Below are 12,700 nucleotides of genomic sequence, written 5' to 3' on the forward strand. Positions count from 1 at the left end.
GAAAGTTGCCTCATGATCGAGCGGGCGGATGCCTGGGAGATGGTGTGTGCGTGTGTTCTTTGAGAACTCAATAGTGTGTCGATGAATGTCAGTGCCAAATATTTTTTGGTTCCTGTTCTCATACCCCCGTGTGAGGGCAGGGCATTGTTTTTTAGTCAGCTTAATTCCGGCTGGCGTTTTAGTTAGGTTTTCGGACTCCTGGTTCGAGAGTTACTTCCGATTACACCCCTTTTCGGGGTGTGGTTGAGAGTCTTCAACGGAGAGTTTGATCCTGGCTCAGGACGAACGCTGGCGGCGTGCTTAACACATGCAAGTCGAACGATGAAGCCTTCGGGTGGATTAGTGGCGAACGGGTGAGTAACACGTGGGTGATCTGCCTCGTACTCTGGGATAAGCCTGGGAAACTGGGTCTAATACCGGATAGGACCGTGCCTCGCATGGGGTGTGGTGGAAAGATTTATCGGTGCGAGATGGGCCCGCGGCCTATCAGCTTGTTGGTGGGGTAATGGCCTACCAAGGCGACGACGGGTAGCCGGCCTGAGAGGGCGACCGGCCACACTGGGACTGAGACACGGCCCAGACTCCTACGGGAGGCAGCAGTGGGGAATATTGCACAATGGGCGGAAGCCTGATGCAGCGACGCCGCGTGCGGGATGACGGCCTTCGGGTTGTAAACCGCTTTCGACAGGGACGAAGGGGAACTGACGGTACCTGTAGAAGAAGCACCGGCCAACTACGTGCCAGCAGCCGCGGTAATACGTAGGGTGCGAGCGTTGTCCGGAATTACTGGGCGTAAAGAGCTTGTAGGCGGTTCGTCGCGTCGATCGTGAAAACGTGTAGCTCAACTGCACGCTTGCGGTCGATACGGGCGGGCTAGAGTACTGCAGGGGAGACTGGAATTCCTGGTGTAGCGGTGAAATGCGCAGATATCAGGAGGAACACCGGTGGCGAAGGCGGGTCTCTGGGCAGTAACTGACGCTGAGAAGCGAAAGCGTGGGTAGCGAACAGGATTAGATACCCTGGTAGTCCACGCCGTAAACGGTGGGCGCTAGGTGTGGGGTTCCTTCCACGGGCTCCGTGCCGTAGCCAACGCATTAAGCGCCCCGCCTGGGGAGTACGGCCGCAAGGCTAAAACTCAAAGGAATTGACGGGGGCCCGCACAAGCGGCGGAGCATGTGGATTAATTCGATGCAACGCGAAGAACCTTACCTGGGTTTGACATACACCAGAAAGCTGCAGAGATGTGGCCCCCCTTGTGGTTGGTGTACAGGTGGTGCATGGCTGTCGTCAGCTCGTGTCGTGAGATGTTGGGTTAAGTCCCGCAACGAGCGCAACCCTTGTCCCGTGTTGCCAGCAAGTCGTGTTGGGGACTCGCGGGAGACTGCCGGGGTCAACTCGGAGGAAGGTGGGGACGACGTCAAGTCATCATGCCCCTTATGTCCAGGGCTTCACACATGCTACAATGGCTGGTACAGAGGGTTGCGATACCGTGAGGTGGAGCGAATCCCTTAAAGCCGGTCTCAGTTCGGATCGGGGTCTGCAACTCGACCCCGTGAAGTTGGAGTCGCTAGTAATCGCAGATCAGCAACGCTGCGGTGAATACGTTCCCGGGCCTTGTACACACCGCCCGTCACGTCATGAAAGTCGGTAACACCCGAAGCCGGTGGCCTAACCCCTTGTGGGAGGGAGCTGTCGAAGGTGGGATCGGCGATTGGGACGAAGTCGTAACAAGGTAGCCGTACCGGAAGGTGCGGCTGGATCACCTCCTTTCTAAGGAGCATTCTCCAGTGAGGCTTCCGCGTCGGTGGGAGTTCTTCTGGCAGAGGCCATTACGGGAGCATGTGTCTTCCGGTGGTTGCTCATGGGTGGAACGCTGGCATGCGCCTCGGTGAGGCTCGGGTCTTGATGGATCCGGGTTCGGGGATGTAGTCGACACACTGTTGGGTCCTGAGGGAACACGCGGTGTTTCTTCTAGGCAAAAAATGGATCCGCTCGGATCTCCGGTTCGTACCGCAGGATGTGTTCCTGGTCTGGCGTCGGGTTGTTCCGGGTCGGGTGTGTTGTTTGAGAACTGCACAGTGGACGCGAGCATCTTTGTTTGTAAGTGTGTAAGAGCGTTCGGTGGATGCCTTGGCACCAGGAGCCGATGAAGGACGTGGGAGGCTGCGATATGCCTCGGGGAGCTGTCAACCGAGCTGAGATCCGAGGATTTCCGAATGGGGAAACCCAGCACGAGTGATGTCGTGTTACCCGCATCTGAATGTATAGGGTGTGTGGAGGGAACGCGGGGAAGTGAAACATCTCAGTACCCGCAGGAAGAGAAAACAATTGTGATTCCGTGAGTAGTGGCGAGCGAAAGCGGATGAGGCTAAACCGGTTATGTGTGATAGGCGGCAGTCGTTGCATGGCCGGGGTTGTGGGGTCTTTCTTCTCATCACTGCCGTGATGGGCGACAGTCAGAAAGGTTCGTGTTAGCTGAATTGGTCTGGGATGGCCGACCGTAGACGGTGAGAGTCCGGTAAGCGAAAACATGTTCCCTGTCGTGGGAGATACCCGAGTAGCAGCGGGCCCGTGGAATCTGCTGTGAATCTGCCGGGACCACCCGGTAAGCCTGAATACTACCTGGTGACCGATAGCGGACTAGTACCGTGAGGGAAAGGTGAAAAGTACCCCGGGAGGGGAGTGAAATAGTACCTGAAACCGGGCGCTTACAATCCGTCAGAGCTCACTTGTTGGGTGATGGCGTGCCTTTTGAAGAATGAGCCTGCGAGTCATTGGTGTGTGGCGAGGTTAACCCGTGTGGGGGAGCCGTAGCGAAAGCGAGTCCGAAGAGGGCGGTGGAGTCGCATGTCATGGACCCGAAGCGGAGTGATCTACCCATGGCCAGGGTGAAGCAGCAGTAAGATGTTGTGGAGGCCCGAACCCACTTAGGTTGAAAACTGAGGGGATGAGTTGTGGGTAGGGGTGAAAGGCCAATCAAACTCTGTGATAGCTGGTTCTCCCCGAAATGCATTTAGGTGCAGCGTTGCGTGTTTCACACCGGAGGTAGAGCTACTGGGTGGCCTAGGGGGCCTACAAGCTTACTGAAGTCAGCCAAACTCCGAATGCTGGTGTGTGAGAGCGTGGCAGTGAGACTGCGGGGGATAAGCTTCGTGGTCGAGAGGGAAACAGCCCGGATCGCCGGCTAAGGCCCCTAAGCGTGTACTAAGTGGAAAAGGATGTGGGATCGCTGAGACAACCAGGAGGTTGGCTTAGAAGCAGCCATCCTTGAAAGAGTGCGTAATAGCTCACTGGTCAAGTGGTCCTGCGCCGACAATGTAGCGGGGCTCAAGTACACCGCCGAAGCCGCGGCACTCAGTCATATGATCGCCTTCGGGCTAGTCGGCTGGGTGGGTAGGGGAGCGTCCTGCAGCCAGGGAAGCGCCGGAGTGATCCAGGTGTGGAGGCTGTGGGAGTGAGAATGCAGGCATGAGTAGCGAAAGACGAGTGAGAAACTCGTCCGCCGGATGACCAAGGGTTCCTGGGCCAGGTTATTCCGCCCAGGGTGAGTCGGGACCTAAGGCGAGGCCGACAGGCGTAGTCGATGGACAACGGGTTGATATTCCCGTACCCGTGTATCCGCGCCCAATGGCGAATCAGCTGTGCTAACCGTCCTGAACTGGCGGGATCTCCTTCGGGGGACCCAAGAGGGATGCACGGGATCCTGGTTGTAGTAGTCAAGCGATGGGGTGACGCAGGAAGGTAGCTGGGCCCGGTGGTGGATTACCGGGTGTAAGCCTGTAGCCCGTGACATAGGCAAATCCGTGTCACATGGAGGGTGAGAGGTGATGCGTAGCCGGTTGAGGTGAATTCAGTGATCCTATGCTGTCGAGAAAAGCCTCTAGTGAGTTGGTACACGGCCCGTACCCTAAACCGACACAGGTGGTCAGGTAGAGAATACTAAGGCGATCGAGCGAACTGTGGTGAAGGAACTCGGCAAAATGCCTCCGTAACTTCGGGAGAAGGAGGGCCCGTTCTGGTGAACCGTCTTGCACGGGGAGCTGGGGTGGGTCGCAGAGACCAGAGAGAAGCGACTGTTTACTAAAAACACAGGTCCGTGCGAAGTCGTAAGACGAGGTATACGGACTGACGCCTGCCCGGTGCCGGAAGGTTAAGAGGACCGGTTAACGGATTTGTTCCGTGAAGCTGAGAATTTAAGCCCCGGTAAACGGCGGTGGTAACTATAACCATCCTAAGGTAGCGAAATTCCTTGTCGGGTAAGTTCCGACCTGCACGAATGGCGTAACGACTTCTCTGCTGTCTCCACCATAGGCTCGGCGAAATTGCATTACGAGTAAAGATGCTCGTTACGCGCGGCAGGACGAAAAGACCCCGGGACCTTCACTATAGCTTGGTATTGGTGTTCGGTACGGTTTGTGTAGGATAGGTGGGAGACTGTGAAGCTTGGACGCTAGTTCGGGTGGAGTCGTCGTTGAAATACCACTCTGGTCGTATTGGGCTTCTAACCTCGGGCCGTGATCCGGTTCAGGGACAGTGCCTGGTGGGTAGTTTAACTGGGGCGGTTGCCTCCTAAAGGGTAACGGAGGCGCCCAAAGGTTCCCTCGGCCTGGTTGGTAATCAGGTGTTGAGTGTAAGTGCACAAGGGAGCTTGACTGTGAGACGGACGTGTCGAGCAGGGACGAAAGTCGGGACTAGTGATCCGGCACCGGCGTGTGGAAGCGGTGTCGCTCAACGGATAAAAGGTACCCCGGGGATAACAGGCTGATCTTCCCCAAGAGTCCATATCGACGGGATGGTTTGGCACCTCGATGTCGGCTCGTCGCATCCTGGGGCTGGAGTTGGTCCCAAGGGTTGGGCTGTTCGCCCATTAAAGCGGCACGCGAGCTGGGTTTAGAACGTCGTGAGACAGTTCGGTCTCTATCCGCCGCGCGCGTGAGAAACTTGAGGAAGGCTGTCCCTAGTACGAGAGGACCGGGACGGACGAACCTCTGGTGTGCCAGTTGTTCCGCCAGGAGCATGGCTGGTTGGCTACGTTCGGGAGGGATAACCGCTGAAAGCATCTAAGCGGGAAGCCTGTTCCAAGATGAGGTTTCTTTCCCCCTTCGAGGGGTTAAGGTCCCCAAGAGATGATTGGGTTGATAGGCCGGAGCTGGAAGCCCTGTGAGGGGTGTAGGTGACCGGTACTAATAGGCCGAGGGCTTATGAACGAAGGTGCTACGCGTCCACTGTGCGGTGTTCTGAAACAACACACCACACCCCCGCCTGCTCGGCAGAGCGTGTGTGGTGGGTGGTGGATAGTTTCATAGTGTTACGGTGGTTATAGCGGTGGGGAAACGCCCGGTCCCATTCCGAACCCGGAAGCTAAGCTCGCCTGCGCCGATGGTACTGCACTCGACTGGGTGTGGGAGAGTAGGTCACCGCCGGAACATACTTCGAGGGAGGCCTCCAGCAGCAGCTGGGGGCCTTCCGTCATTTCCGGGCCCTTTCCCATGGTGGCTTACCGGATGGTGGGCTCCGGGGGCACCGGGCAGGGTGTGGTCCGGGTCGTGTCAGGCTGAGGCATGACACTACGGACGGCCTTTACCGAACACCTGGGGATTGCTCATCCGATCGTCTCGGCACCGATGGGAGGCGTGGCCGGCGGTGCGCTGGCGGGTGCGGTGTCGGAGGCGGGCGGTCTCGGACTGATCGGTGGTGGCGCCGGTGTACGCGGTGGCGTCGAGCCGGAGCTGCGGCTGGTCCGATCGGTGACCGAGAAGCCCTGGGGTATCGGCTTTTTGAGCTGGGCGGTGGACGTCGACACGGTCGCGTGGGCGCTGGAGTTCGGGCCCGCGGCCGTACTGCTGTCGTTCGGCGATCCGATGCCGTTCGCGGAGAGGATCCGGGCGTCGGGCGCGAAACTGATCCTGCAGGTCACCGATCTCGACGAGGCCCGGCGGGCGCTGGACGCGGGCGCCGACATCATCGTCGCCCAAGGCGGTGACGCGGGCGGGCACAGCGGCGGGAACGCCATCGGCACCATGTCTTTCGTGCCCGCGGTGGTCGATCTTGCCGGTGCCACACCGGTTCTCGCGGCCGGGGGCATCGCCGATGGCCGCGGGCTCGCCGCCGCGCTGGCGCTGGGCGCGGCGGGAGCGTTGATCGGCACCGGATTCGAGGCCACCTCGGAGGCGCTGACATCGGCGGAGGAGGTCGAGGCACTACTCGCGGCCGAGGGGCGAGACACCGAGCGCAACCGCACCCTCGATATCGCCCGCGGCTCGGCATGGCCGGACCGGTACCCGGCGCGAACCCTGCGCAACGAGTTTCTCGACAAGTGGCGCGGCCGGGACGACGAACTCCGCGAAGACACCGAGGCCCGGGGCGAATACCAGGATCTGGCGGCCCGCAACGACCTGTCGGCCGTACCCGTCTGGGCGGGCCAGGGCGTCGGCCTGGTGACGGCCGTGCAAGGTGCCGTCGACCTCGTCGAGGCGATCGCGAGCGCGGCCGATCGTGTCGTCGACCGTGCTGCCAGGATGAGAGACGTGTCGTCACCGTACTGATTCGCGTCTCCGGCGGATTCCGTATCGAGCGTGGCTACGGTGGCGAAGTTCCTTCCCTCCACTATCCCGCCGGCGGCATTCCCCCGGGCAGTGCCGCGGCAACGGCGGCGGCGGGATCGGGGACGGCGATGGTCGCGGCGAGCGGGTTGCCGTCTTCGTCGAGGATCTGCCAACCGCCCAGGGAGACAACGGGAATGCCGCGGCGACGGGCGAGGGCCAGCTCGGAGAGGGTGCCCCAGGAGCCGCCGATGACGATGACGGCGTCGGCGGAGGACACCAGGATGGCGTTGCGGGCCTCGCCCATGCCGGTGTAGAGCACCGCGGACAGTCCGGCGCAGGCGGTGGAGCGGTCGGTGTCGGGGCGGATCCCGATCACGAGACCGCCTGCGCGCGAGGCGCCTTCGGCGACGGCTGCCATGACTCCGGTGCCGCCGCCGCAGAGGACGGTCGCGCCGGCCTCGGCCAGCAGCCGACCGGCCTCGGCGGCCCGGCCGGCGTCGGCATCGGTGCAGTCGCGCGGTCCGCAGACCGCGATCTGAGGCGGCGGAACGCTCATCGGGCGGCGAGTTCCTTGCCGAGAGCGTCGAGCTGGTCACCGGTGCCCTGCTCGCGCCGGGCGGGCTGCTCGTGGCCGTCGAGATAGGCGGTGAGAACGAGGCGCGTACCGTCCTCGGCGGCAACGAATTCCACCGTCGTCAGGGATACCGTGGCCACCGTGCCGCCGGTGCTCGGTGCCGAGGTGTAGACGATCCGCTCGTCCGGAACGATCTCCTGGTAGGTGGTCTCGAAGCCGAGTTCGTGGCCGTCGTGCGTGCCGCCGGCGAACCAGCGCGCCTTGGTGGCCGGGTCGGGCCAGGCCGCGAAGACCCGATCCGGGGCGGCGGGGTAGTCGCGTTCGATCGTGAACGTGGCATGGGTGACGGACTGTTCCGGCATGGCCTACTCCTCGTGATCGGTGGTGGTGTAATCGGTTGTGGTGTGGTCGGATCGGACCAGCCCCGCATCCTGTAGTACCCGCAGGTGCTGGACCACCGTCGCCAGCGACATGTCCAGCGGCTCGGCCAGCGTGGCTGACCGCAGCCGGACCGCTGCTCAATCGCTCGAGCAGGTGCCGGCGGGCGGGGTCGCCCAGGGCGCGAAAGATGTGATCGAGCCGGTCCGATTGGTTGAGCACATGCTCGAGTTCATGCCGATCCGTCGGTTGGTCAAGTAATTGCTCAACTTTTCGTTCGCGATCCGATCGTCACGCGGCGCGGGGTGTGATCACCCTCGCTAGGCTGGATGTATGGCCGGTATCCGGGGCGTACTGTACGACATCGACGGCGTGCTGGTGACCTCGTGGCGCGCGGTCCCGGGCGCCGCCGACGCGGTACGCGCGGTGCACGAGGCAGGGCTGCGCCGGGCGTTCCTCACCAACACCACCTCCGCCAGCTGCGCCGAGATAGCCGAAAGGCTGTGCGCCGCAGGCATTCCGGTGGACATCTCGGAGATCGTGACGGCGGCCCGGCTGACCGTCGAATATTTGAGCCGCCACCATCCGGGTGCGCGGGTGTGGGTGCTCAATCACGGTGCCATCGAGGACGATCTGACCGGGCTCACCCTGGACGCGGAGCATCCCGACGTCATCGTGATCGGCGGTGCCGGAGCGGAATTCACCCATCGCGCATTGAGCCGGGTGGTCGAGTCGATGCTGGACGGCATTCCCGTGATCGCCATGCAGGGCAGCATGACGTGGGCGACCGCCGACGGCCTGCGGATCGATACCGGCACCTACCTGCCGGGCCTGGAGGCGGCCGGGCACGCGCGCATCACGGTGATCGGCAAGCCGTCCCCGACCGGCTTCCATGCCTGTGCCGGCCTGCTGGGCCTGCGCCCGGAGCAGCTGCTGATGATCGGCGACGACCTGCATTCGGATGTGCTCGCCGCGCGGGCGGCCGGAATGACCGGAGTGCTGGTGCGAACCGGGAAATTCCGGCAGTCCGTACTCGACGCCGCCGCATCGGCACCGGATCACGTGCTCGATTCGGTGGCCGAACTCCCCGCGCTGGTGCCGGCCGTGGCTCTCCCCGATACCGGCGATTAACCAGAAATACTTCTAGAAAATTCCGTCAAAATGTCGCGAAATCGGTTCGCGATGAGTATCGTCCTTCATGGACAGGCAAACCGCTGGTAACTCCGGTTCCGGAGATGCTGTGCCGGCGGTTCTCGCGAGGGCCTGATCCAGATGAGGGGGTTGGGCCCTCGCGAGTCCGGGAAGAGTCCCGGGAATGGAATTGAATAAGCGTCACCGCGCGTACCGCGGAATCGGCTCACGTCCGGTAGTCAACTTTCAGCTATCACACCGAGATTTCTCGCGATAAATGAGCGGCCCGATCCATCCCTTACGGATCGAACGTTTAGGTATTGTCTGGCGCGATGTCACAGGAGACGAACGCGGGCAGGATGTACGCCGGGCAGCCCGTAGAAGACCGGCAGCGGCAGCGACGTGCGCGTTTTCTGGAGTCCGGGCTGACCGTGTTCGCACGTGACGGCTACGCGAATAGTTCGGTCGGCGCCATCTGTAAAGATGCCGGACTCTCCTCGCGGCAGTTCTACGAGGAGTTCACCGGTCGTGAATCGCTGCTGTTGGAGCTCTACGAACAGATCGATGGGCAATCGCGGGAGGTGGTGACCGCGGCCCTGGCCGATCACGCCGACCGCGGCGCTCCCGAGGTGATCGATGCGGCCGTGCGGGCCTACGTCGAATCCATCGGAAGAGATCCGCGTAAGGCCCGGGTCGCATTGGTCGAGGTGGTCGGCGCCGGGCCGAATGTGGAAAAGTTCCGATTGGAATTGCGTCGCGCCTGGGGTGCGCTATTGGCCGGTGCGGCGGAGGGCGCCGCACAACAGGGAGAAATCCCGCCCGGCGATTACGAGATGCGGGTGCTGGCGATCATCGGTGCGGTCAACTACGTGGTGGACGCCTGGAGCGGCGCGGATCCGCAGCCGTCGCTCGACGATGTGATCCGGGTGCTGCGCCGGGTGATCATCGGGGCGGTGAGTTCGTGAGCAGATAGGCGGCCCCGGTGGTAATCGGCAATTCACCGGCCGGACGAAAAGGGGCGGTTTGCCTGGCCGTATGCTGACGATTCGCTTTAGCATCGCACTGTGAGTGTCGACAAGGCGGGGGACCGCGCATCGAGTTTCGTTGTCTGCGGGCATAATCCGCTCGTGTATCAGCTGGCTGCGCAGCTGGTCGAACGGTTTCCGGAGGACATCGTCACCGTTGTCATCCCGGATCGCCGGGGCAGCTATGTGCCGAAGCTGGAGCGCCTGGACCGGGTGCGCATCCTGTGCGCCGAGCGGCTGGACGAGGAGACGCTGAGCACCGCCGGGGTCGCCGGGGCGCGGGCGCTGGCGCTGGTCGATCAGGCCGATGTGGAGAACTTCCACGCCGCGTTGCAGGCGCACGAGCTCAACCCGGATATCCGGCTGGTCATCCGAATGTTCAATACGGGCCTGGGTTTTCGCATCCGGACCCTGTTCGCCGACTGCGTGGTGCTGTCCATTTCCGAGATGGCGGCGCCGTCGTTCATCGCGGCCGCGCTGGGCGAGAAGGCCATGGAGTACCTGCGGCTGGGCGAGCGCACCCTGTATGTCACCGGTCCGTCCGGCATTCCGGACGCGACGATGGTGTGCGGGTTGACCGAATCGGCCTCGGGCGATGTTCGCATGCTCGCCTCCACCCGTAGCGATGCGCGAGCGCTGGCGCTGTCCGGCCGGCGCACCCCACACGTGCTGAACAGCCGCAGGCGATGGCTTTTGCAGTTCCGATATCTGTTCCGCCACAACCTGGTTCGGCTGGTGCTGGTGTTGCTCGCGCTGATCCTGCTGGGCTGCACCCTGATGGCCGCGTTCGGAAACGCCTGGGGCGATGCGATATACGAGACGCTCCTGGACGCCGCCGGCGCGGCGCAGCCGGAGCGCGACCGCGACCCGATCTTCAAGGTGTTGCAGGTCGCGGTCGTCTTCGTCGGTCTCACCCTGACACCCGTCGTCACCGCGATGGTGGTGGGCGGGGTGCTGCGCGCCCAGTTGTCCGAGCAGATCGGGCCGGAGCCTGCGGATTTCAGCGGCCATGTGGTGGTCGCCGGTCTGGGCAACGTCGGCATGCGCGTCATGGAGCAGCTGTGCGATCTCGGGGTGCCGGTGGTCGGGCTGGACTACGACGAGAATGCCCGCGGTATCGCGCTGGCGCGCCGGCTCGGCGTTCCGGTGGTGATCGGCCAGGCCACCTGGGAGAACACGTTGGCGGCCGCGGGCGTGTCGCGAGCTCGGGCGCTGGTGCTGCTCACCAGCAGCGACGCGGTGAATCTGGAGGCCGCGCTGCTAGGCCAGTCCTATCACAAGCGGACGCATCGCGAGGATCTGCAAGTGGTGCTGCGGGTTTCGGACGACGACCTCGCCGAGCGGGTGCAGCGCAGCCTCGGCCCCTCGGTGGTGGTGAACAGCGTCTTCCAGTTGGCCGCCGAGGGTTTCGCCGCGGCGATGGCCGAGCGCCGGGTGATCGCGACGCTGCCGATCAACGAGGCCACGCTGATGGTCGCCGAGGTGCCGGTGGAGGCCGGGTCGGCGCTGGTCGGCAAGCCGATCAGGATCGCGGGCCTGCCGGTGCACACCCGGGTGCTGGCGCTGCAGGCGACCGTCGGCGCCGAACTGGAGTGGCAGCCGGATCCGGAAAGCCTGCTGGCCGCGGGAAATCGGCTGGTGGTGGTGTCGAATCGGACCGGGCTCGACCATTTGCTGTCGCAGAGCCTGGAGCAGAGCGCGGGCAGTGAGCCGAGGGCATCGGGTGACGATCCGGCCGAGCCGGATTCGGTCACCGTCTGATCCGATCGGTCACCCGCCGGTCCGGCGTGGACCGGACACTGCCGGGCCCCGGCGGTCCGCGGGCAGGCGACGACATCGGTGCGCCGCCACCTCGGCGGGCCGGGATCCGGGTGTCGGTGGATGCCGGTCGGCGACGGCTGTGTTGGTGAGACGGCCGTGTCGGTGAGCGGAGCTGTCGGCCGGTACGGCAGTGCGTCGGCGCGGTAGCGTGCGCGCATGGAGACGATTCCGATCCAGGTGGCCGACGGCAGCGTCGTTCCGGTGCGGCTGGCGCCGGCGCGGGGTGAGCATCGGCACCCGATCACCGCGGACGCGCCGCGGGCGGTGATCGTGATCATCCCCGGTCTGGGTGTGCCGGGCGCCTACTACGAGGATTTCGCTCGGGAACTGGCCGGCCGCGGTTTCGACGCGGCGATCGGCGAGTTGCGCGGCAACGGCGACAGCCGCCCGAAGCCGAGCCCGACGAGTGCCTACGGCTACCAGGAGCTGGTCTCGGTCGACTTCCCGGCGATGTTCGAGGTGGTCCGCGAGCGCTTTCCGGACAGTACCCCGATCCTGTTGGGGCACAGCATGGGTGGCCAGCTCGGCACGATGTACGCCGCCCGGGTCAGGGGTCGGTTGGGTGGCCTGATCCTGGTCGCCTCCGGGACGCCCTACTATCGCGGCTACGGTGGCATCGCCCGCTCGGCCATGCGGCTGGGCCCGGCGGCCATCTCGCTGACCGCCAATCTGGCCGGCTTCTGGCCCGGCGACGTGATCACCGCGGGCGGGTTCGGACGGCAGTCCAAGGTGCTGATCTCCGACTGGGCCCGGCTGGCGCGCACGGGTCGCTTCGTCCCTGTCGACGCCGATATCGACTACGAGGAGCGCATCGCCCGCCTGAAGCTGCCGGTCCTGTCGATCACGCTGGAGGGTGACGACCTCACCCCGCCCGGCTCGGCCGCGCACCTGCTGGAGAAGCTGCCCGACGCCCGCGTCACCACCTGGCACCAGCCGGAACCCAGGGGCCACAACGGCTGGATCACCGACCCGCGCGGCACCGTCGACCGCATCGAGAAGTGGGTCCGGGAGCTGTGAGCGGACCGGTTCCGTCGTTCCGGTGTGACTCGGCCCGTCGTCCAGTGCTGCCCGGTCCGTCCCGGTTGGTCGTTCCGGCGTGTTTCTGCCGGAATCTCTGACGTTGGCCGGTGGCTGCGCAGGGAATTCCGGCCGGGAGAGCGTCGGGACGACCGAAACGGGCTCCATCGGGATGCCGGAAACAGGTCCTGTCGGGACGACGGAAAAGG

General features: G+C 63.7%; 9 protein-coding genes and 3 rRNA genes. 9 read left to right on the forward strand and 3 right to left on the reverse strand.

Going from position 1 to position 12,700, the window contains the following annotated elements:
- Nucleotides 1–253: 253 nt before the first annotated feature.
- The 4 genes from D892_RS0114145 to D892_RS0114160 all read left to right on the forward strand — a co-directional run bounded on the left by D892_RS0114145 (nucleotide 254) and on the right by D892_RS0114160 (nucleotide 6,545).
- Nucleotides 254–1,770, forward strand: a 16S ribosomal RNA gene (locus D892_RS0114145).
- Between the two features lie 328 nt (nucleotides 1,771–2,098).
- A 23S ribosomal RNA gene (locus D892_RS0114150) occupies nucleotides 2,099–5,207 on the forward strand.
- A gap of 102 nt (nucleotides 5,208–5,309) precedes the next feature.
- A 5S ribosomal RNA gene (gene rrf / locus D892_RS0114155) occupies nucleotides 5,310–5,426 on the forward strand.
- The 16S, 23S and 5S rRNA genes sit together here, the layout of an rRNA operon.
- 135 nt (nucleotides 5,427–5,561) lie before the next feature.
- Entirely contained in the window at nucleotides 5,562–6,545 is a 984-nt protein-coding gene (locus D892_RS0114160; protein ID WP_024801860.1) for a nitronate monooxygenase family protein, read from the forward strand.
- A gap of 61 nt (nucleotides 6,546–6,606) precedes the next feature.
- On the opposite strand, the gene D892_RS0114165 is transcribed toward D892_RS0114160, so the two are convergent.
- From D892_RS0114165 to D892_RS48520, 3 genes are read right to left on the reverse strand one after another with little or no spacing between them, the layout of a single operon-like run.
- The gene (locus D892_RS0114165) at nucleotides 6,607–7,101 is read right to left on the reverse strand and encodes an LOG family protein (protein WP_024801861.1); all 495 of its coding nucleotides are present in this window, start codon (nucleotides 7,099–7,101) and stop codon (nucleotides 6,607–6,609) included.
- Complete coding sequence (locus D892_RS0114170; protein ID WP_024801862.1) at nucleotides 7,098–7,481, reverse strand: SRPBCC domain-containing protein; 384 nt, start codon at nucleotides 7,479–7,481, stop codon at nucleotides 7,098–7,100. The genes D892_RS0114165 and D892_RS0114170 overlap by 4 nt, the downstream gene beginning before the upstream one ends.
- A gap of 3 nt (nucleotides 7,482–7,484) precedes the next feature.
- Nucleotides 7,485–7,592 carry an ArsR family transcriptional regulator gene (locus tag D892_RS48520; RefSeq protein WP_232236087.1) on the reverse strand — a complete coding sequence of 36 codons (108 nt, stop codon included), beginning with the start codon at nucleotides 7,590–7,592 and terminating at the stop codon, nucleotides 7,485–7,487.
- Here D892_RS48520 and D892_RS48525 point away from each other — a divergent pair.
- The 5 genes from D892_RS48525 (at nucleotide 7,591) to D892_RS0114200 (ending at nucleotide 12,491) form a co-directional block, all read left to right on the forward strand.
- Entirely contained in the window at nucleotides 7,591–7,758 is a 168-nt protein-coding gene (locus tag D892_RS48525; RefSeq protein WP_232236088.1) for a hypothetical protein, read from the forward strand. The two genes, D892_RS48520 and D892_RS48525, sit on opposite strands and share 2 nt — an antisense overlap.
- A 72-nt stretch (nucleotides 7,759–7,830) precedes the next feature.
- Nucleotides 7,831–8,628 carry an HAD-IIA family hydrolase gene (locus tag D892_RS0114185; RefSeq protein WP_024801863.1) on the forward strand — a complete coding sequence of 266 codons (798 nt, stop codon included), beginning with the start codon at nucleotides 7,831–7,833 and terminating at the stop codon, nucleotides 8,626–8,628.
- 332 nt (nucleotides 8,629–8,960) lie between these two features.
- Nucleotides 8,961–9,593, forward strand: a complete 633-nt coding sequence (locus D892_RS0114190; RefSeq protein ID WP_024801864.1) for a TetR/AcrR family transcriptional regulator — start codon at nucleotides 8,961–8,963, stop codon at nucleotides 9,591–9,593.
- Nucleotides 9,594–9,692: 99 nt separating this feature from the next.
- Nucleotides 9,693–11,414 carry an NAD-binding protein gene (locus tag D892_RS0114195; protein ID WP_024801865.1) on the forward strand — a complete coding sequence of 574 codons (1,722 nt, stop codon included), beginning with the start codon at nucleotides 9,693–9,695 and terminating at the stop codon, nucleotides 11,412–11,414.
- A 216-nt stretch (nucleotides 11,415–11,630) separates the two neighbouring features.
- A complete protein-coding gene (locus D892_RS0114200) occupies nucleotides 11,631–12,491 on the forward strand; it encodes an alpha/beta fold hydrolase (protein ID WP_024801866.1) in 861 nt (286 codons plus the stop codon).
- Nucleotides 12,492–12,700: the final 209 nt, after the last annotated feature.

It is taken from the genome of Nocardia sp. BMG51109, assembly GCF_000526215.1.
GTDB lineage: Bacteria > Actinomycetota > Actinomycetes > Mycobacteriales > Mycobacteriaceae > Nocardia.

Coding starts and splice junctions, on each gene's coding strand:
- D892_RS0114190 (WP_024801864.1), top strand. CDS start 8,961: ATGTCACAGGAGACGAACGCGGGCAGGATGTACGCCGGGCAGCCCGTA.
- D892_RS0114160 (WP_024801860.1), top strand. CDS start 5,562: ATGACACTACGGACGGCCTTTACCGAACACCTGGGGATTGCTCATCCG.
- D892_RS48520 (WP_232236087.1), bottom strand. CDS start 7,592: ATGTCGCTGGCGACGGTGGTCCAGCACCTGCGGGTACTACAGGATGCG.
- D892_RS0114200 (WP_024801866.1), top strand. CDS start 11,631: ATGGAGACGATTCCGATCCAGGTGGCCGACGGCAGCGTCGTTCCGGTG.
- D892_RS0114185 (WP_024801863.1), top strand. CDS start 7,831: ATGGCCGGTATCCGGGGCGTACTGTACGACATCGACGGCGTGCTGGTG.
- D892_RS0114170 (WP_024801862.1), bottom strand. CDS start 7,481: ATGCCGGAACAGTCCGTCACCCATGCCACGTTCACGATCGAACGCGAC.
- D892_RS48525 (WP_232236088.1), top strand. CDS start 7,591: ATGTCCAGCGGCTCGGCCAGCGTGGCTGACCGCAGCCGGACCGCTGCT.
- D892_RS0114165 (WP_024801861.1), bottom strand. CDS start 7,101: ATGAGCGTTCCGCCGCCTCAGATCGCGGTCTGCGGACCGCGCGACTGC.